Source organism: Natronomonas salinimetallica, assembly GCF_013839515.1.
Classification (GTDB): Archaea; Halobacteriota; Halobacteria; order Halobacteriales; family Haloarculaceae; genus Natronomonas.
The window spans coordinates 31,032-47,410 of the sequence record NZ_JACDNQ010000007.1 but is presented as its reverse complement, the minus strand read 5'-3'; the positions used below and the strand labels follow the sequence as shown (position 1 = coordinate 47,410).

Below are 16,379 nucleotides of genomic sequence, written 5' to 3'. Positions count from 1 at the left end.
GAGCGTACTCATACTGACGAACAAAAGAATGTACACACGACGCACGAGGATCACGCCGTTCGACGGAGCGAACGGCGGATCACTCGTGAGTCGGTTTCATTTGATTTCGTCCACCAGTATCAGTATCGGCGGGCGGCCTTCCCGTCGACCTCCTCGATGCCGACTTCGACGAGCTGCGTGATGACTTCCTCCTCGGTCAGCCCGTATTTCGTCGCGAGCGCTTCGAGTCGGCGTGCGAGGCGATCGTCACACTCGAGGCAGTACCGTGGCATATGTTGACATCCTTTTGCAGCTCTCATAAACGTACGTCAGACGAGCGACGGACGTCGACCCCGACCGTCGGCGAAACGCGTACCCCGGGACGGACAGGCTTAATCGATCGCCCGCCCTACACGGGACAATGACGCAGTCATCCGAGACGGCATCCTCGGGACGTGTCGTCGTGGCGATGACGGTCCTCGGTGCTGTCGGCCTGCTCGTTGGCTTTCTGTTCGGAATGATAACGTTCGGACTCATCGGGGGGCCGCTTTCGCTTTCCGTCGGGAACCCCTCCGGGCAGTTGCTGTTCACGCTCGGGACGTACGTTGGCCTCGCCGCCGTCGGCGGGCTCTATCTGTCCCGCCACGGGCGCTCTCTTTCTTTCGTCAGGATCCGACGGCCGACCCCCGGCGACCTCGGCGTCGCCGTCGCGACGGTTCTGGCTCTCGTCGCGCTCGCGGTCGTGTTACCGGCACTCATCGAGCGGCTCGGCCTTCCGCTCGTCGACCACGGCATCGCCGACAGTATCGACGCGAATCCCACCATCGCACTCGTGTTTTTGCCTCTCTCGGTGTTCGTCGTCGGCCCCGCCGAGGAGTTCCTGTATCGGGGAATCATCCAGACGCGGCTCACGGCGGTCTTCGACACGCTATCGGCGGTCGGGATCGCCGCGCTCATCTTCGCGGTCGTCCACTTTATCGCGTATCTCGACCCCGCGAACGTCCCCGGGACGCTCGTGACGATCTTTTTGTTGTTGCTCCCGCTCGGGGCGATCTTGGGGCTGGTCTACGAGTACAGCGGCAACCTCCTCGTGCCGGCGCTCGCCCACGGGATCTACAACGCGATCACGTTCGCGATGACGTACGTCGACGCCGTCGGGGCGGTTTGATACGGGCCGTCGTCGCCTCCGGCGCGCTCCCGTGTGGACCGCGCTCGGTACCGACCGCTATTCGACCCGCCGGACGGTCTTTTGCTCGACCGCCTTCGCCTCCTCGAACTCCCCACCGCCCAGCAGGCCGCGTGCGGCCCGCTTGCCCCACTCGACGGCCGGTTGGGTGAACGTCTCGACGCCCGAAAGCTCGCCGACGAGAATGCAAGCCGCCTCCAGGTCATAGAGCAGCCGACCCACGCTCTCGGCGTCGAGGCGCTCGACTTCGAGACGGACGTTCGCCTGTCCCGCCGCAGCCAGGGAGGCCTCCGTCGCCTCGAACTCCGCGTCGAGTAGCCCCCCGAGCGTCCCGCCGCCGAGATACGACAGCGATTCGATGTCGGTTTCGGGGATCGGCTCGTCATCGCGCTCTCGGGGCCGCAACAGCGTCACGAGCTTGTCCTTTCGGCCCGCCCGATACAGCTGTAGTTGGGAGTGTTGGTCGGTCGCGCCGAGGGCCCGAACGGGCGTCTGGCCGAGGCCGTCCTTCCCGAGGCTTTCGGCCCACAGCTGGGCGAACCACTCCGCGAGGGGTTCGAGCGCCTCGGCGTAGGGGACGAAGACGTTCGTCGTCGCCCCGCGGGCTTCGAGCGCGTGCGCGACCGCACCGTAGGCGTACGCGGGACACGAGAAGAGCGACGGCGAAAGCGCGGCCCGTCCCGCCGCCCCGCCCGCTAGGATCGCCTCGATATCACAGCCGAGAGCCGCCGCCGGGACCAGCCCGACGGCGGAAAGGGCCGAAAACCGGCCGGGGACGCCCTCGGGGACCGGACAGGTCGCCAGACCGTGTTCGTCGGCCAGCGCCCGGAGCGGCCCCGACTCGCCGGTCGTGACGACCGTCCGGTCGGTCCACTCGACGCCGGCGTCGGCCATCGCCTCCCGGACGACGAGGAAGTCCGCGAGCGTCTCGGCGGTCGTTCCCGATCGGGAGACGACGTTGAGGAGCGTCGAGTCGAGCGGAAGCTCTTCGAGGAGGCCTCGGGTCCGCTCCGGGTCGACGTTATCGAGGCTGTAGTGTCCGGGGACGCCGAGCGCGGCCGTGATCGTCTCCGCGCCGAGCGCCGACCCGCCGATACCGACCGTGAGGACGGCGTCGGGGTCGAACCCCTCGAGTGCCGTCCGGATCGCCTCGGGCTCCGTGTCCTCCGGCAACGCGAGGCTCGCGTACCCGAATTCCCGGTCTTCGATCCCTGTTTCGATCCGGTCGTGTACCCGTCCGACCCGGTCGTCGAGCCGTTCGAGGGAGGCCTCGGAGACGCCCGTGACCGCCTCCGAATCCAGCGCGTTACCGAAATCTACGTTCATGTTCCCACCGCGGCGGCGGATGCTAAAGGCGTTGGCGATGCGGCCTGACGCGATCCGTGCGGCCCGAAACCCCGAAAAGGGACGGGCGCGTTCGATCGTTCATGCCGAATGAAACCACCGGCGAAGCGAACACGGCTGGGCAGGAGGGGCGGTTCGTGGTGACCCATGCCGACGAGGCATCGGCGGTGTTGAAAGACGTCGACCGCGGGCAGGTCCATACCCTCGGGGAGAACCCCGGCGTCGAACCGGAGGAGGTGATCGAGGGGTGTCTCGAACCGGAGCCGCCGATGGGGGTCACCTACCGGCTCACGGAGGTCGAGACGCGGCGGCGGCTCTCCCTCGAGGACAGCCCCGAACCGCCCACCCAACAGGAACGACGGCTCGCGGCGGAGCAAGACGTCGGCGAGGTGACGACGCGCGAGCGTGCCGGCACCGGCGAACTGCACGTCCTGACGGTCCCCGAGGGGGACACCGAATCGGCCATCGGCGACGTCCTGGAGGACGAGGCGACCCTGGTTCGGGCGGCCCGCCTCGGCGTCGACCGCGTCGAGATCCGCAGCGAACCGGGGGTCGTGAGCGTCCGGTATCTGCCATGACAGCCGGTGGCACTACGCCGATGGCTCGTATATGAAACCGTATCCCTCGATCCCCCGCGTCGAAGACGCCCCCGAGGCGCTCTTCGAGTCGGGCCACCTGTGGCTGCTGGAGAAAGTCGACGGCGCGAACGTCCGGTTTCAACTCCGCGAGTCGGGGGAACTCCGGTTCGGCGACCGGGACCGCGTCTACGAGGATCCCGACGCGATTCCCGAACCGTACGAACACGCCGTCCGATACGTCCGCGAGCGGCTGGATCGCGAGGCGCTCCGGAACGCGGTCGACGACGTCGAATCGATCGTCTTCTTCGGCGAGGCGACACACCGACACGCGATCGAATACGACTGGGACCGGCTTCCGTCGTTTCTCGGCTTCGACGTCTGGGACGACAGAGCGGGATCGTTCCGGCCGCCCGGGGCCGTCCAGGGGATCTTCGAGCGGTTGGGGCTCGACCCTATCAACGCGGTCGAACGGGAGCGCAACACTCGGGATTTCGACCCGAAATCGTACTCGGTCCCACAGTCGGCGTGGTACGACGGCCCCGCCGAGGGCGTCGTGATCCGGAACAAACGCGGTGGGCGGGCGAAACTGCTCCACCCCGAGTACCGGGAGGTCGATGAGACGGTCCCCGTCGACGCCTCCGCCGAGGAACTGGCGAAAAAATACGTGACGGACCGGCGCTTCGAGAAGCTCGAACGGACGCTCGAAACCCGGGGGGAGGCCGTCACGTTCGAGGCGCTATACGACCGGGCGATGACTGACGTCGTCCGTGAGGAGCACGAACGGCTGTATCACGGCACCTCGTCCGTCGACATGTCCGCGTTTCGGGCGGCGGTCGCGGCACGGACGCGGACGTTCTTGGACGCGAGCCGAAGCGGTGACCGCTCCAACCGGGAGTAGAAACCGTTTTGTGTACGAACACACGAGATACTGGCGGGAACCGCACGACCGCAAATCCGACTCGTCGGCCGATTGGTCGGCTTGGGATTGCGGTAGTGCTGGCGCGGATGCCGCGGGCGGCCCCGCCGTCGGCGGCGACCAGCGCCGTTTCGAGCGGTCCGTGCAGTTCCAATCGAACAATGGCACGAATGCATTCACGCCGTCGCGGGTCGTCCGGTTCGGACCGCCCGACGGCAGACGAACCACCGGAGTGGAGTGACGTAGACGAAGACGCAATCGAAGAGCGGGTCGTCGAGCTGGCCGAGGAGGGCTACGAGCCCAGCCAGATCGGCCTGAAGCTCCGAGACGAGGGCGTCCAGGGCGTCCCCGTCCCGGACGTAAAGCTCGCCACGGGCAAGAAGGTCACAGAGATCCTCAAAGAACACGACGCGACCGGCGACTTCCCGGAGGACCTCCGGAGCCTGATGGAGCGTGCGGTCGGGCTGCGCGACCACATGGAGCGAAACCCCGGCGACGCCCAGAACAAGCGGGCGCTCCAGAACACCGAATCGAAGATCCGACGCCTCGTCGACTACTACCGCGGCGACGAACTCGACGAGTCGTTCACCTACGAGTACGACGAAGCCAAAGAGCTGCTCGAATAATCGGATGTCGGCCGCCGGCCACCCGGAGAACGGACGCCCCCGCGCCGCCACAGCGCTCACCGATGCCGACTTCGTTCGGCTCGTCGGGACCGCCGACGGCGACGCGCTAGCGGCCGCTGGGCTTCTCACGAGCGCGCTGGAGGCCATCGGGACGCCCTATCAGGTCAGCCTCGCGGCCGTCCCCGACACCCCGGCGACCGACGCCGACTGCACCGTCGCCCTCGGCCACTCGGGCGGCGACGTGACGCTCGCCGCCGACGCGCTCGCCGTCGAGGCCGCCGACGCCGTCACCGAGTTCGCCCCCGGCGCGCTCGATCCCGAACTCGCGCTCGCCGGCGCGGTCTGTGCCGGCGTCGAGCCGTCGGGACGGCTTCTGGAGGCGGCCGATCTGACGCGCCGTCCGGGCGTTGCGATCCCGACTGACGACTTGATCGAAGGGCTCGCCGGATCGACGCTCGTCCACGCCCCTTTTTCGGCGGACGGACGGGCGGTCCAGGACGCCCTCGGGGCGTTCGACGATCCGGACGGCCGGACGCTCGCCTCCGTCCTCGCGCTGTCGGCGATCGAGAACGCGCCGCCACGAGCCGCGGAGGCCGTCGAACGGGCGCTTCACCCGTACGTCACCGAGCGCTTCGAGACGCTCGGTGGCTTCGCGGACGTCCTCGATGCGGTCGCACGGGTCGAACCCGGTACCGGAATCGCGCTGGCGCTCGGCCACGGGGTCGAGGCCGCCGCGCTCGAAGCCTGGCGCGCCCACGGCCAACGGGCACACACAGCGCTTCGAGGGGCCGATACCGGCCGCTACGAGGGCGTCTACGTGATCCGTCTCGACGGCGGGTCGCCGGCGCTTTTGGGCACCGTTGCTCGACTCGGCCTCTCGTATCGTTCGCCCGAACCGATCGCGCTCGCGGTGACCGACGGCGCGGCCGCGGTGGCCGGCGAGACCGCCGTCGAGGCCCCGTTGCGGGCAACCGCGAGGGACCTCGACGGCCGGATGACGGTCCGGGGAACCCACGGGACGGCGACCTTCGACGGGACCGTCGCGGGCTTTACCGCGGCGTTCCGGGGGGCCATATGACCGACGCGTCCCGGCGGGCGACGATCCGGACCGTCCACGAGCGTCCCCGGCTGATCGCCGACGCGATAACGCCGGACAACACCGACGACGTCTCGACGCGCGTCGAGACCGACGACGGTTCGGGAGCCGAACGGGACGACCCTTCCGGGGCCGTCGTGACGACGATCGAACGGGACAACACGGGCGGCCTCCGGACGACGGTCGACGACTACGTCTCGAATCTCACAGTTGCAAAGCGAATAACCGACACGACAACACGATCATGAGCGAACGTTCAGTATCCAAGCAGAAACAGGAGAAGCGATGGTACACCGTGATGGCCCCCGAGATGTTCGACCGGGCCGAACTCGGCGAGACACCCGCGGACGAGCCCGAACAGGTCTACGACCGCACCATCCAGACGACCCTCGGGGAGCTACAGAACGACCCGAGCGAGAACAACACGAAGCTGACCTTCCAGGTCACGGACGTCGGCAGCGACACCGCCTACACCGAGTTCATCCAACACGAACTCACCCGTGATTACCTGCGAAGCCTCACCCGCCGCGGTACCTCGAAGGTCGACGCCTTCATTACCGTGTTGACGACGGACGACTACCGCGTGCAGGTCCAGCCCGTCGCCTACACGACGAAAAGCGCCGACCACAGCCAAGAACACGCCATCCGGCGGACGATGATCGACCTCGTCGAGGACGCCGCCGAGGAGCGCACCTTCGAGGGGCTCGTCGACAGCATCGTCGAGGGACGGCTCTCCTCGGCGATCTACGGCGAGGCGAAGACGATCTACCCGCTCCGACGCGTCGAGGTCCAAAAGACCCGCGTCGAGGCCAAACCCGAAGAGGTCGCCGCCGAGGAGGAGGCGACCGTCGCCGTCGACGAGGAAGCCTAACGCGTCCTTCGAGCCGGGAGGTTTTTTTATCGGGGCTCGAGCGGCCGCGCCGCCCTCGATACCCGGCAACTGATATGCGCCCGACGCCACCGTCGGCGTATGCTCATCACGCTCGAAGGGATCGACGGGGGTGGGAAGACGACGGTCGCGGCGGGGCTCGAAACCGAGCTTTCGGAGCGGGCCGTCTTCACCCGTGAACCGACCGGATCGTGGTATGGCGAAGCCGTCGAGCGCTCGATCGGAGACGAGGACGCGGACCCGGTGGCGGAGCTGTTTTTGTACACTGCCGACCACGCGGACCACCTCTCCCGGGTCGTTCGCCCCGCCCTCGAGGCCGGAGCCGTCGTCGTTTCGGATCGCTACTCGGACTCCAGGTACGCGTATCAGAGCGCGACGCTCGCCGAAACGCTCGACGAGCCGATGGCGTACATAAAGGACGTCCACGAGCCGTTCACTCGCCCACCCGACGCGACGCTGTACTTCGATCTCCCGGCCGAACTCGGAGCCGAGCGGGCCGGCGCGACGAACAAGTTCGAGGCCGCGTCGTATTTAAAACGAGTGCGGGCGAACTACGAGCGACTGATCGAGTCCGAACCGGAGCGCTTTCACCGGATCGACGCGACGCGGCCCGAACCGGAGGTCCTCGCCGAGGCGCGTTCGGTCGTTACGGACCTGCTCGACTAGCCGTTTTCGTCCGTCCGACGGCCGCGGGGCCGACCGATCCGGGACCGGCCGGTGCCCGCCGATTGATAAGTCCAACGTGTTTTCCGTGTGGCGTCCCTCACTCGGGTATGACGATAGCTACTGGCGATTCCGTTACGCTCGAGTACACCGGCCGACTGGACGACGAAACCGTCTTCGACACGTCGCGAGAAACCGTCGCCGAGGAGACGGGGCTGGCCGAGTCCCAACCCGACCGAGAGTATACCCCGCTGACGGTCGAAGTCGGCGCTGAACAGGTCATCGAGGGGATGGACGAGGGACTCGTGGGCCTCGAGGAGGGCGCGAACACGACGCTTTCGATCCCCCCGGAGAAGGCCTACGGCGAGCGATCCGACGAACGCATCCAGACGTTCGAAACCGACGACCTCCGCGAGATGCTGGGAGGGCAGACTCCCGACGAGGGGGCGTATCTCGAAGCGCAGAACGGCCAACACGGCGAGGTCGTCCACGTCGGCGAGGACGTCGTCGAGGTCGATTTTAACCCCCAACTCGCGGGGGAGACGCTGACGTTCGAGATCGAGGTCCTCGACGTCAAGTAAACTACCCCACCCTACTCCCTCGGCGCATACGCGCCTCGGTTCGTTGAGGGTGGGGCCACTGGCAGAGCGTCGCTCTGCCAAGGCCTTGAAAGGCGTCGCCTTTCAGTGGCTTTGATGTGGACTCCCGGCAATCAGGCACCAGCAATAGGCCGGTGACTCTTGCCGTTCAACGTCCCACCATGTATACGCAGGTCTACTTCTGCGTCTCCGCTCCCCGACGTGGGCGAGGAACGGAGTTTGTGCGTCCGCTTTCGAGCGTAGCGTAGCCCGATGTTCTTCGCGCCGTTGTAGTCCGCGTTGACCTCGTACCCGCACTTCTGGCACTTGAAGCGTTCCCCGTGGCGGTTGTCCTCGTGCGTGAACCCACAGTCCGTCCGAGAACAGCGTTGGGACGTGTGGTTCGGTTCGACTTGCTCCACGGAGACACCCCGCTCAGGTGCCTTGTAGGAGACGTACTCGTAGAGGCGTCGGAACGCCCAGACGTGGTGCCACTTCGCGTGCGGAAGCCGCTCACGAATGTCGGTTAACTCCTCGAACACGATAACATCGCAGTCGTGTTCGACGGCTTCCGTGACAATCTCGTTGGCGAGCGTGTGGATGTACTGCTTTCGCCACGCTTCTTCGCGCTTCCCGAGTCGAAGCAAGGTGTTGTGTGCGGCTTGCGTGCCGCGTTGTTGCATCTCTCCACGCCGCTTCTCGAACTCACGACACCAGTGGTCGTACTCGTCTCCCTGCCAGAACGTGCCGGTCGAGGAGACGGCGAGTGAGTTGACGCCGAGGTCGATACCGAGGACCGTTTGGTCGGGGTGCCCGGTATCTGCCGGAACCTCTGCGTCGTCGCCGTCCGTCCGCCGAGTCGAGAGTTGGATGTAGAACTCGTCGTCCACCGCGTCGTATCGAACCGTACTCTCGCGGAACTCGTAGTCCTCGGAGAGAACGTATCGCTCGTAGGGCGTCGGACTGTCTGCCGGGAGAATGAACGACGGTTCGACCCGCTCCTCAACAGTTGCCAGCGACACCTTGTTTCGGTAGAACGTCGCGCTTCGCGCGTCGTAGTCCATCGTCTCGGCGGTGAACGTCGGGCAAGAGACGCGCTGTCCCTTCTTCCACCGTTCGACAACGCCTTTGACGGCTTCGTCAGATTACATCTGACGGGCTGTCAGGCTTTGCCTGACAACTTCGACGGCGCGTTTGATGGCGGCTTGGACGAGTTGTGCCTGTAGGTCCGTCTCCCCTCGGAGTTCGGAGTAGAGCGCGTCACGAACCTGCCGTTTGTTGGTCTTGCACTCGGTGTAGGATGTGTCGGACCAACAGTAGTCAGCGGTTCGGTTCGCGCAGTACAGGTATTGCTCGGCGGTTCGGTGGAGTACGTCGCGTTGCTCGTCGAAAAGGTTGAGTTTCACGACGGCGGTTCGACGCACGTCCATACTTCAGAGAAGACCCGACGATACTTATACGTTCGGGAGTCGGTCGGTGGGAGTATGCCGGTTGTGTCGTACCGTGTCGGTTTCCTCTCCGGCCTACTCGCTCCCTCCGCTACGCTTCGGTCGCTCCTTGAGGCCGGAGGCTCCACCTTGCATTACGCTGATACGAACGGCTCTATCGACCCGAAGGGGGACCGGCCGCGAGCGCCGTCAGTGCGAACGGATCGAGCGCCGTCAGTGCGAACGAGAGGGCCTCTGCGGGCTCGCATCTTCAAATATAAACCGCCACGTGTCGGAGCGTCGGTGTGAAGCTTCGATCTACCCTCCTCGTCGCGGGCGGTGGATTCGCCGGCGCGGTGAGTCGCTACGGGATCGCGCTCGCCCTCCCGGAGTCGTTCCCGTGGGGGACACTCGCCGTCAACGTCGTTGGCGCGTTCGCGCTCGGACTGTTCGTCTACCGCGTGAGAGACCGGGGACACGTCTCCGACCGGGTTCGGCTGGCCGCCTCGACGGGATTCGTCTCCTCGTTTACGACCTACAGCACCTTCGCCGTCGAGACGGTCGCGCTGAATCCGGGGCTCGCGGCGGGCAACGTCCTCGCCAACTACGCGCTCGGGTTTGCGGCGGTCCTCGCGGCCCGGGAGGTGATCGAGTGGCGCTCGTAGGCGTCGCCGCCGTCGGCCTCGGTGGCGCTCTCGGGGCCGTCTCGCGGTACGCCGTCGGACGCACGATCGAGCGTCGGGGCGGGGACATCGCGTTCGTCAACGTCGTCGGCAGCTTCCTTCTCGGCGTCATCGTCGGGCTCGATCCCGGCGGTCCGGCCGCGCTCGCGCTCGGCGTCGGGTTCTGTGGTGCCTTCACGACGTTTTCGTCGTTCGCCGTCGGGACCGTCCGACTTGTCGAGGACGGCGCGCCCAGGGCGGCAGCGATCAACGCCGTCGGGACGCTTGCCGCCGCGTTGGCCGCGGCGGTTCTCGGCGGGGCCGTCGCCGGGATGCTCTGATACGGACGGCCCCGTCGCGTCGCGGGGGCCGTCTCATTCACGCGTCGGTATCGTGGTCTCCTCACGAAGGTATCGCCGGCGGTAGCGACCCGCCTGCCCGTGACCCCCCCGGCGTTCACGCGGGGAACGTCATTCGGGGCGGCGGTCCACGACGCCGACCTCGTCCCCGACCGCGACCCACATTCCGTCGGACTCCCGCGGGAGTCGCGTGTTCACCATCAGCCTGAAGGGGTGATCGAACCGGTCACATTCGGTCCACGGCGGGAGCGTCTCCCGGCGACGACGGATGAACGTCTTCCGGAAATCGGGCGTTTCAGCCCCGGTGTCCGGATCGCGTCCGGGGACAGCACACCGCTGACAGGGGTGGATCCCCTCGACGAGCGCAGAGCCGACCCGGAAGGCGACGACCGTCCCCTCGTCGGCGAAGAGGCGGTCCTCCCAGAAGGGCGGGACGCCGCCGATTTCGAGGTTCGCCCGGAATCGCCGTCGGGCCGACGCGAGCGTGATATCGAACCACGCCGCGATCTCCCGGAGCGTCGCCGTCGAGACGACCGTCGGGCCGTGTCGCTCCCGGTCGTCGTGTTGTCCCCGCCGATCCCACCGGAGGCTCACGGGGCGGCCGAGGGACGCCGAGAGCCACTCGTTCGCGCCGGCATGGACGTCGCGTTCGTTCCGGTCCGACCCGCCCTCGTAGAGGTCGAAGCGGCGCGTCGCCGACGGCGGGGCCGACTGTTCGCGGAGGGAGACGGCCGGCCCGCCGTCGGCGGGCGGATGAAACCGCGAGCGGATCCGATGGACTGCGTCGGTCTTTTTGCCGTTGACGTAGTCGCCGGTCCCGGTCACGTCGGCCGCCGTCGGGTCGTATGGCTCCGATGCGGGCCGGTCGACGATCGCCCAGCGACGATCACCCCGGAGCGCCCCGTCGGTCGCGAGCCTCGCGTGTTCGCGGGACTCGGGGTCGAGTGACTTGATCGGAAACCGCTGGATTCCAGCGAGGGACGGATCGGCCGCCGCGGGATCGGATACGGGATGTTCGCCGTGCCAGTCGGGGGCGTCCATGCCCGAACGACCGGCCCGCCCGATAAAAAAGAGAGTGATAACGGTTTTTGTGTTCGCGGCGATAACGGACATGTATGAGCGGCGATCCCACCGACGACGAACTGCAGGAACTCCGCGAAAAAAAGATGGAACAGCTCAAAGAACAACAGGGTGGCGAGGACGCCGAAGCCGCGGATGCCCAACGCCAACAGGCCGAGGCTCAAAAGAAGGCGATGCTCCGAAAGGCACTGACCGACGGGGCCCGAAAGCGGCTCAACACCATCCAGATGTCGAAACCGCAGTTCGGCGAGCAGGTCGAACAACAGATCGTCGCCCTGGCACAGAGCGGGCGGCTCAACGGGAAGATCGACGAGGAGAAGATGAAGGAACTGCTCCAGGAGATGAAGCCCGAATCGAAGAGCTTCGACATCCAGCGTCGGTAATGGAGTGTGGCTTGCTGTTTAGCGCCGGCAAGGACTCCTCGCTGTCGGCGCTGCTCTTGGAGGCGTTCTACGACGTCACGCTCGTGACCGCTCACTTCGATATCACGGACGACTGGACGCACGCTCGCGACGCGGCGGAGGCGCTCGGGTTTCCCTTCGAGCGGATCGAACTGTCCGAGGACGTCGCAACGGAGGCGACAGACCGGATGCGCGAGGACGGATTCCCGCGGGCCGGCATCCAGGCGGTTCACGAGGCCGCCCTGGAGGCCGCCGCCGGGGAGTACGACGCCGTCGCCGACGGGACACGTCGCGACGACCGGGTGCCGACCGTCTCGCGTGCGGTCGCCCAGAGTCTGGAGGACCGACACGGCGTCGATTACGTCGCCCCGCTTTCGGGGTTCGGCCGCGGCGCGGTCGACCGCCTCGTCGAGACGCATCTGACCGTCGAGTCGGGCCCGAGCGAACGGATCCGCAAGGGCGATTACGAGACCGAACTCCGGGCGCTGATCGAGTCGCGATGGGGGGCCGGGACGGTCGAGGAGATCTTCCCCGAACACGAGCAAACCCGCGTCGTCGGTCGGGACTGATACTGCTGGCTGCCCCCGGGCACGCGAGCCGCGGCCTCGGGGTGCGACGTGCGGTCACGACGGACGGCCGGCAGTGCAAAGAGTCCGCTGGTCCCGGCCGGCTATCGCCCGTTTGCGACACCGTGAGCGCCGTTGCGGCGGTTCGTTGCCGGCCGAACCTCCATGAACTCGGCGTTCTCGCGGGCGGTTTCGAGGTCGTGAGCGCCGGCGTAGGAGAGCCCCGAACGGATCCCGGCGACGAACGTCGCCAGCCGCGGCCCGACGGGGCCGACGTACTCCGTGATGGCCTCGATGCCCTCCTCGGCGTCGACGCCGCCGGCTTTGTCCTCGCGGTCCTCGGCGGCCGCAGCGGTCGCCATCCCCCGCGAGCGCTTGTAGCGTTCACCGTTCGTCTCGATGATCTCGCCGGGGGATTCCGCACACCCCGCAAAGAACCCGCCCATCATCACGGCGTCCGCGCCGGCGAGGAGTGCCTTGACCGCGTCGCCGGAGCCGCTGATGCCGCCGTCGGCGACCGTCGTGACGCCGCGTTCGCGGGCGGCGCTCGAACAGCGCTCGACGGCCGTGAACTGCGGGACGCCGAAGCCGGTTACCTCGCGCGTCGTACAGTGAGAGCCGGGGCCGACGCCGATCTTCACGCAGTCAGCGCCCGCCGCCGCCAGATCCGCGACGCCGGCCGCGGTGGCGACGTTGCCGGCACAGACCGGCGTCTCGGGAAAGGCCTCGGCCAGGTCGGCCGTCGCCTCGATCGCCCGCTCCATGTGCCCGTGAGCGACGTCGAGGACGAGTACGCTCGCCCCGGCGTCGACGAGGGCCCCGGCCCGATCGAGCGACGGTTCCGCGACCCCCACAGCGCCAGCCGCCGGACGCCCGTCCTCGGCGACGGCCCGGACCATCCGCGCCTGCTCGTCGATCGGGAGGAATCGGTGGACGACCCCGAGGCCGCCGGCCTCGGCGACGGCGCGGGCCATCTCGGCCTCGGTGACGGTATCCATCGCCGCGGTCACCACGGGCACCGATAGTTCGAGGCCGTCGACCAGTTCGGTCGTCAGATCGACGTCGTCACGGCTGTCGACCGCCGAGCGCTGGGGTACCGCGAGCACGTCGTCGTAGGAGAGTCCGGTTTCGTAGGGCATGTTCAAACCCTTCCGTCGTAACTCTTGGCGTAATATAAACGCGTCGGTCGGACACCGCCGACGCCGGAGGGACCGACGATGTGGCCGGGAAATGAAACGGAGGCGTCGGTCGTCGGTCGGAAGCCCCCCGAAGTGGAAAAGATAAACCCTCCCCGTCCGTACGGATCGGTAATGAACGGAAACCGATTCGGTCGGCTCTTTCAGGTGACGACCTACGGCGAGAGTCACGGTGAGGCGATGGGTGTCACCGTCTCGGGCTGTCCGGCCGGCGTCGAACTCGACGAGGACGCGATCCAACACGAACTCGACCGACGAAAGCCCGGCCAATCGAAGATCTCGACGAGCCGCGGCGAACCCGACGAAGTCCGGCTTAACTCCGGGACTCTCGAAGGGTACACCACCGGGACGCCGATCGGGATGGTCATCCGGAACAAGGACGCCCGCTCCGGGAAGTACGAGCCCTTTATTACCGCGCCGCGTCCGAGCCACGGCGACTTCACCTACTCGGCGAAGTTCGGCACCAGAAACTGGGGCGGCGGCGGACGTTCGTCGGCCCGCGAGACGGTCAACTGGGTCGCCGCCGGCGCGATCGCGAAACAGGTGCTCGAGCAGTCCGACCACGACGTCCGAATCAAAGCCCACGTCAACCAGATCGGCCACATCGAGGCCCCCGACGTCCCCTTCGAGGAGATGCTCGAACACGCCGAGGACAACGAGGTCCGGTGTGGCCACCCCGAGACGGCAGAACGGATGCGGGAGCTGATCGACGAGTACCAGCAGGCCGGCGACTCGATCGGCGGTTCGATCGCCTTCGAGGTCCGCGGCGTCCCGCGGGGGCTCGGCGCACCGCGGTTCGACTCGTTCCCCTCGCGGCTCGGACAGGCGCTGTTCTCGGTCCCCGCGACCACCCACGTCGAGTTCGGCCTCGGGGCCGACGCCCGGACGGTCACGGGGTCGGAGCGCAACGAGGACTGGACGTTCGACGACGGCGATCACCCCGATACCGTCAGCGAGGACGGCGATCCGGTCCCCGTCGGCAACGACCACGGCGGCCTCCAGGGCGGCATTACGACCGGTCAGCCGATCTGGGGGGAGGCCACCTGGCACGCGCCGACGTCGATTCCGAAAGAACAACAGACCGCCGACTGGGAGGCCGACGAGGTCGTCGAGGACGCACAGGTCATTGGCCGTCACGATCCCGTCTTGCCGCCGCGGGGCGTGCCGGTCGTCGAGGCGATGCTGTACCTGACGGTACTCGATTTCATGCTGTTGGGCGGGCGGATCAATCCCGATCGCATCGACGACCGCCCCGGCGAGTACGACACCCCGTATCATCCCTCGAACCCGCGACGGGAGTGACCCGCCGACGGCATCACACGGACGGTCGTCGTCGAGTCCCGATCCGGGCCGGCGCTCGTCGGTCGTCCGTTACGCCGATCGGTGGCATACTGCTTGCTGTCCGTCACAAACGCACGTCGTACCCGGGAGTCACAAACGCACGTCGTACCCGGGAGTCACAAACGCACGTCGTACCCCGAGGCCGCGACTCGCATGCCCGGAGACAGCCGGCAGTATCAGGTCTCGACGAGATCGACGCCCAGCGCGGAGAGCGCCTCGAAGAAGCCGGGGAACGACACGTCGACGTCTTCGGCCCCCTCGATCGTCGTCTCCCCGTCCGCCACGAGGCCGGCGATGGCGAGGGACATGATGATCCGGTGGTCGTCGTGCCCCCGGACGGTCGCCCCCTCCGGATCGCCGCCGTAGACGACGAGTTCGTCCGCTTTTTCCTCGGTTTCGATGCCCATCCGGCCGAGTTCGCTCGCCATCGCGGCCACCCGGTCCGTCTCCTTCAGACGGACGTGCGCACAGTCGGTGATCCGAGTGGTCCCCGACGCCGCCGCGCCGAGGACGGCGATCGTCGGCAACAGGTCGGGCGTGTCGGCGACGCCGACCTCGATCCCCGCCATGTCGGACCGACCCACCGTGATCTCGCCGTCGGCCCGGTCCCACTCGATCGCCGCCCCCATCGATTCGAGGATCTCGACGATCGCGCTGTCGCCCTGTGCGCTCGGGTAGGCCCCCTCGACGACGAGTTCGTCCTCGGCGGCGAGGGCCCCCGCCGCGAGGAGATACGACATCGACGAGAAGTCACCGGGGACGTCGTAGGAGCCGCCCTCGGGGGCGTACGTCTGTCCGCCCGCGACGGCGAATCCCTCCGCACCGGCGGCCTCGATTTCGGAGTCGTCCCCGCCGACGACCGACGCCTCGATCCCGAACGCCTCCAGCACTTCGAGCGTGATGTCGACGTACGGCGCGGACTTGAGTTCGGTCGTCAGTTCGATCTCGACGCCCCCGTCCGTCACCGCTCCGGCCATCAACAGCCCGGTGACGTACTGCGAGGAGACGTCGCCGGGGATCGAGACGGTGCCGCCGGCCGTCCCCCCGCCGACGACGAGCGGTGCCCGGCCGTTCGCCCGCGTCGAGTCGGCCCGGACGCCGAGTTGGCCGAGTGCGTCGAGCAGCGGCCCCTGTGGCCGCGATCGGAGCGAGGCGTCGCCGGTCAACACCGCGAGCCCCTCGACCAGCCCGCCGGTCGCCGTCGTCAGCCGCATCGTCGTACCGCTGTTCGCACAGTCGATCACGTCCGCCGGCGTCCGGGGGTCGCCGTCGAAGCCGACGACGGCCCAGTCGCCGTCGACGCGCTCCGTCTCGCCGCCGAAGGCCTCGACCGCCCGGGCCGTCGCGGCCGTATCGGCGCTGAACAGGGGATTCCGGACAGTCGCGCCGTCGGCGTATCCGGCCGCGAGGACGGCGCGGTGGGTGTAGCTCTTCGAGGGCGGCGCGCGTGCGGTGCCGCGAACGCGTGAGGGGGAGATCCGAACGTCCATAC

At 67.6% G+C, this 16,379-nt stretch carries 19 protein-coding genes and 1 pseudogene; 14 read left to right on the top strand and 6 right to left on the bottom strand.

What is annotated here, in order from left to right:
- Nucleotides 1-119: 119 nt before the first annotated feature.
- On the bottom strand, nt 120-272 hold the full coding sequence (locus tag HZR14_RS07340; RefSeq protein WP_181692220.1) for a CopG family transcriptional regulator: 153 nt from the start codon (nt 270-272) through the stop codon (nt 120-122).
- A gap of 128 nt (nt 273-400) precedes the next feature.
- Here HZR14_RS07340 and HZR14_RS07335 point away from each other — a divergent pair, with 128 nt between their 5' ends.
- On the top strand, nt 401-1,147 hold the full coding sequence (locus HZR14_RS07335; protein ID WP_181692219.1) for a CPBP family intramembrane glutamic endopeptidase: 747 nt from the start codon (nt 401-403) through the stop codon (nt 1,145-1,147).
- Between the two features lie 57 nt (nt 1,148-1,204).
- On the opposite strand, the gene HZR14_RS07330 is transcribed toward HZR14_RS07335, so the two are convergent.
- Nucleotides 1,205-2,491 (bottom strand): glucose-6-phosphate isomerase, encoded by a 1,287-nt coding sequence (locus HZR14_RS07330; protein WP_181692218.1) that lies wholly within the window; start codon nt 2,489-2,491, stop codon nt 1,205-1,207.
- A 101-nt stretch (nt 2,492-2,592) separates the two neighbouring features.
- Between HZR14_RS07330 and HZR14_RS07325 the strand changes: the two genes are divergently transcribed.
- The 8 genes from HZR14_RS07325 to HZR14_RS07290 all read left to right on the top strand — a co-directional run bounded on the left by HZR14_RS07325 (nt 2,593) and on the right by HZR14_RS07290 (nt 7,858).
- Entirely contained in the window at nt 2,593-3,087 is a 495-nt protein-coding gene (locus tag HZR14_RS07325) for a DUF5812 family protein (RefSeq protein WP_181692217.1), read from the top strand.
- Between the two features lie 31 nt (nt 3,088-3,118).
- Nucleotides 3,119-3,985 (top strand): RNA ligase family protein, encoded by an 867-nt coding sequence (locus tag HZR14_RS07320; RefSeq protein WP_181692216.1) that lies wholly within the window; start codon nt 3,119-3,121, stop codon nt 3,983-3,985.
- Nucleotides 3,986-4,164: 179 nt separating this feature from the next.
- Nucleotides 4,165-4,629, top strand: a complete 465-nt coding sequence (locus tag HZR14_RS07315; protein ID WP_181692215.1) for a 30S ribosomal protein S15 — start codon at nt 4,165-4,167, stop codon at nt 4,627-4,629.
- A 4-nt stretch (nt 4,630-4,633) separates the two neighbouring features.
- A complete protein-coding gene (locus tag HZR14_RS07310; RefSeq protein ID WP_181692214.1) occupies nt 4,634-5,707 on the top strand; it encodes a hypothetical protein in 1,074 nt (357 codons plus the stop codon).
- The gene (locus HZR14_RS07305; protein ID WP_181692213.1) at nt 5,704-5,973 is read left to right on the top strand and encodes a KEOPS complex subunit Pcc1; all 270 of its coding nucleotides are present in this window, start codon (nt 5,704-5,706) and stop codon (nt 5,971-5,973) included. Before HZR14_RS07310 ends, HZR14_RS07305 begins: the two co-directional genes overlap by 4 nt.
- A complete protein-coding gene (locus HZR14_RS07300) occupies nt 5,970-6,596 on the top strand; it encodes a 30S ribosomal protein S3ae (protein ID WP_181692212.1) in 627 nt (208 codons plus the stop codon). Before HZR14_RS07305 ends, HZR14_RS07300 begins: the two co-directional genes overlap by 4 nt.
- A 99-nt stretch (nt 6,597-6,695) precedes the next feature.
- On the top strand, nt 6,696-7,280 hold the full coding sequence (gene tmk / locus HZR14_RS07295; protein WP_181692211.1) for a dTMP kinase: 585 nt from the start codon (nt 6,696-6,698) through the stop codon (nt 7,278-7,280).
- A gap of 107 nt (nt 7,281-7,387) precedes the next feature.
- Nucleotides 7,388-7,858 (top strand): FKBP-type peptidyl-prolyl cis-trans isomerase, encoded by a 471-nt coding sequence (locus HZR14_RS07290; RefSeq protein ID WP_181692210.1) that lies wholly within the window; start codon nt 7,388-7,390, stop codon nt 7,856-7,858.
- Nucleotides 7,859-7,989: 131 nt separating this feature from the next.
- On the opposite strand, the pseudogene HZR14_RS07285 reads toward HZR14_RS07290, so the two are convergent.
- A pseudogene (locus HZR14_RS07285) lies at nt 7,990-9,285 on the bottom strand (RNA-guided endonuclease InsQ/TnpB family protein).
- A 302-nt stretch (nt 9,286-9,587) separates the two neighbouring features.
- On the opposite strand from HZR14_RS07285, the gene HZR14_RS07280 reads away from it, so the two are divergent.
- Both HZR14_RS07280 and HZR14_RS07275 read left to right on the top strand, forming a co-directional pair.
- Nucleotides 9,588-9,947 (top strand): fluoride efflux transporter FluC, encoded by a 360-nt coding sequence (locus HZR14_RS07280; protein WP_181692209.1) that lies wholly within the window; start codon nt 9,588-9,590, stop codon nt 9,945-9,947.
- Complete coding sequence (locus HZR14_RS07275) at nt 9,935-10,285, top strand: fluoride efflux transporter FluC (RefSeq protein WP_181692208.1); 351 nt, start codon at nt 9,935-9,937, stop codon at nt 10,283-10,285. Before HZR14_RS07280 ends, HZR14_RS07275 begins: the two co-directional genes overlap by 13 nt.
- A gap of 129 nt (nt 10,286-10,414) precedes the next feature.
- Here HZR14_RS07275 and HZR14_RS07270 read toward each other — a convergent pair whose 3' ends face one another.
- Nucleotides 10,415-11,344 carry an MOSC domain-containing protein gene (locus HZR14_RS07270; protein WP_181692207.1) on the bottom strand — a complete coding sequence of 310 codons (930 nt, stop codon included), beginning with the start codon at nt 11,342-11,344 and terminating at the stop codon, nt 10,415-10,417.
- A 74-nt stretch (nt 11,345-11,418) separates the two neighbouring features.
- On the opposite strand from HZR14_RS07270, the gene HZR14_RS07265 reads away from it, so the two are divergent.
- Together HZR14_RS07265 and HZR14_RS07260 are read left to right on the top strand one after the other, a co-directional pair.
- On the top strand, nt 11,419-11,766 hold the full coding sequence (locus tag HZR14_RS07265; protein ID WP_181692206.1) for a DNA-binding protein: 348 nt from the start codon (nt 11,419-11,421) through the stop codon (nt 11,764-11,766).
- On the top strand, nt 11,766-12,353 hold the full coding sequence (locus HZR14_RS07260; RefSeq protein WP_181692205.1) for a DUF7411 family protein: 588 nt from the start codon (nt 11,766-11,768) through the stop codon (nt 12,351-12,353). The genes HZR14_RS07265 and HZR14_RS07260 overlap by 1 nt, the downstream gene beginning before the upstream one ends.
- Before the next feature lie 101 nt (nt 12,354-12,454).
- On the opposite strand, the gene HZR14_RS07255 is transcribed toward HZR14_RS07260, so the two are convergent.
- Nucleotides 12,455-13,489, bottom strand: coding sequence for a guanosine monophosphate reductase (locus tag HZR14_RS07255; protein WP_181692204.1), 1,035 nt, complete (start codon nt 13,487-13,489; stop codon nt 12,455-12,457).
- A gap of 171 nt (nt 13,490-13,660) precedes the next feature.
- On the opposite strand from HZR14_RS07255, the gene aroC reads away from it, so the two are divergent.
- A complete protein-coding gene (gene aroC / locus HZR14_RS07250) occupies nt 13,661-14,848 on the top strand; it encodes a chorismate synthase (protein WP_181692203.1) in 1,188 nt (395 codons plus the stop codon).
- Between the two features lie 215 nt (nt 14,849-15,063).
- Here the strand turns inward: aroC and aroA are convergent, their stop codons facing one another.
- On the bottom strand, nt 15,064-16,377 hold the full coding sequence (aroA, locus tag HZR14_RS07245; protein WP_181692202.1) for a 3-phosphoshikimate 1-carboxyvinyltransferase: 1,314 nt from the start codon (nt 16,375-16,377) through the stop codon (nt 15,064-15,066).
- Between the last annotated feature and the right edge of the window lie 2 nt (nt 16,378-16,379).

What these genes read in the sequence shown, in the direction of transcription:
- HZR14_RS07340 (WP_181692220.1), bottom strand. Translation starts at nt 272, where the DNA reads ATGCCACGGTACTGCCTCGAGTGTGACGATCGCCTCGCACGCCGACTC.
- HZR14_RS07335 (WP_181692219.1), top strand. Translation starts at nt 401, where the DNA reads ATGACGCAGTCATCCGAGACGGCATCCTCGGGACGTGTCGTCGTGGCG.
- HZR14_RS07330 (WP_181692218.1), bottom strand. Translation starts at nt 2,491, where the DNA reads ATGAACGTAGATTTCGGTAACGCGCTGGATTCGGAGGCGGTCACGGGC.
- HZR14_RS07325 (WP_181692217.1), top strand. Translation starts at nt 2,593, where the DNA reads ATGCCGAATGAAACCACCGGCGAAGCGAACACGGCTGGGCAGGAGGGG.
- HZR14_RS07320 (WP_181692216.1), top strand. Translation starts at nt 3,119, where the DNA reads ATGAAACCGTATCCCTCGATCCCCCGCGTCGAAGACGCCCCCGAGGCG.
- HZR14_RS07315 (WP_181692215.1), top strand. Translation starts at nt 4,165, where the DNA reads ATGGCACGAATGCATTCACGCCGTCGCGGGTCGTCCGGTTCGGACCGC.
- HZR14_RS07310 (WP_181692214.1), top strand. Translation starts at nt 4,634, where the DNA reads ATGTCGGCCGCCGGCCACCCGGAGAACGGACGCCCCCGCGCCGCCACA.
- HZR14_RS07305 (WP_181692213.1), top strand. Translation starts at nt 5,704, where the DNA reads ATGACCGACGCGTCCCGGCGGGCGACGATCCGGACCGTCCACGAGCGT.
- HZR14_RS07300 (WP_181692212.1), top strand. Translation starts at nt 5,970, where the DNA reads ATGAGCGAACGTTCAGTATCCAAGCAGAAACAGGAGAAGCGATGGTAC.
- tmk (WP_181692211.1), top strand. Translation starts at nt 6,696, where the DNA reads ATGCTCATCACGCTCGAAGGGATCGACGGGGGTGGGAAGACGACGGTC.
- HZR14_RS07290 (WP_181692210.1), top strand. Translation starts at nt 7,388, where the DNA reads ATGACGATAGCTACTGGCGATTCCGTTACGCTCGAGTACACCGGCCGA.
- HZR14_RS07270 (WP_181692207.1), bottom strand. Translation starts at nt 11,344, where the DNA reads ATGGACGCCCCCGACTGGCACGGCGAACATCCCGTATCCGATCCCGCG.
- HZR14_RS07265 (WP_181692206.1), top strand. Translation starts at nt 11,419, where the DNA reads ATGAGCGGCGATCCCACCGACGACGAACTGCAGGAACTCCGCGAAAAA.
- HZR14_RS07260 (WP_181692205.1), top strand. Translation starts at nt 11,766, where the DNA reads ATGGAGTGTGGCTTGCTGTTTAGCGCCGGCAAGGACTCCTCGCTGTCG.
- HZR14_RS07255 (WP_181692204.1), bottom strand. Translation starts at nt 13,489, where the DNA reads ATGCCCTACGAAACCGGACTCTCCTACGACGACGTGCTCGCGGTACCC.
- aroC (WP_181692203.1), top strand. Translation starts at nt 13,661, where the DNA reads ATGAACGGAAACCGATTCGGTCGGCTCTTTCAGGTGACGACCTACGGC.
- aroA (WP_181692202.1), bottom strand. Translation starts at nt 16,377, where the DNA reads ATGGACGTTCGGATCTCCCCCTCACGCGTTCGCGGCACCGCACGCGCG.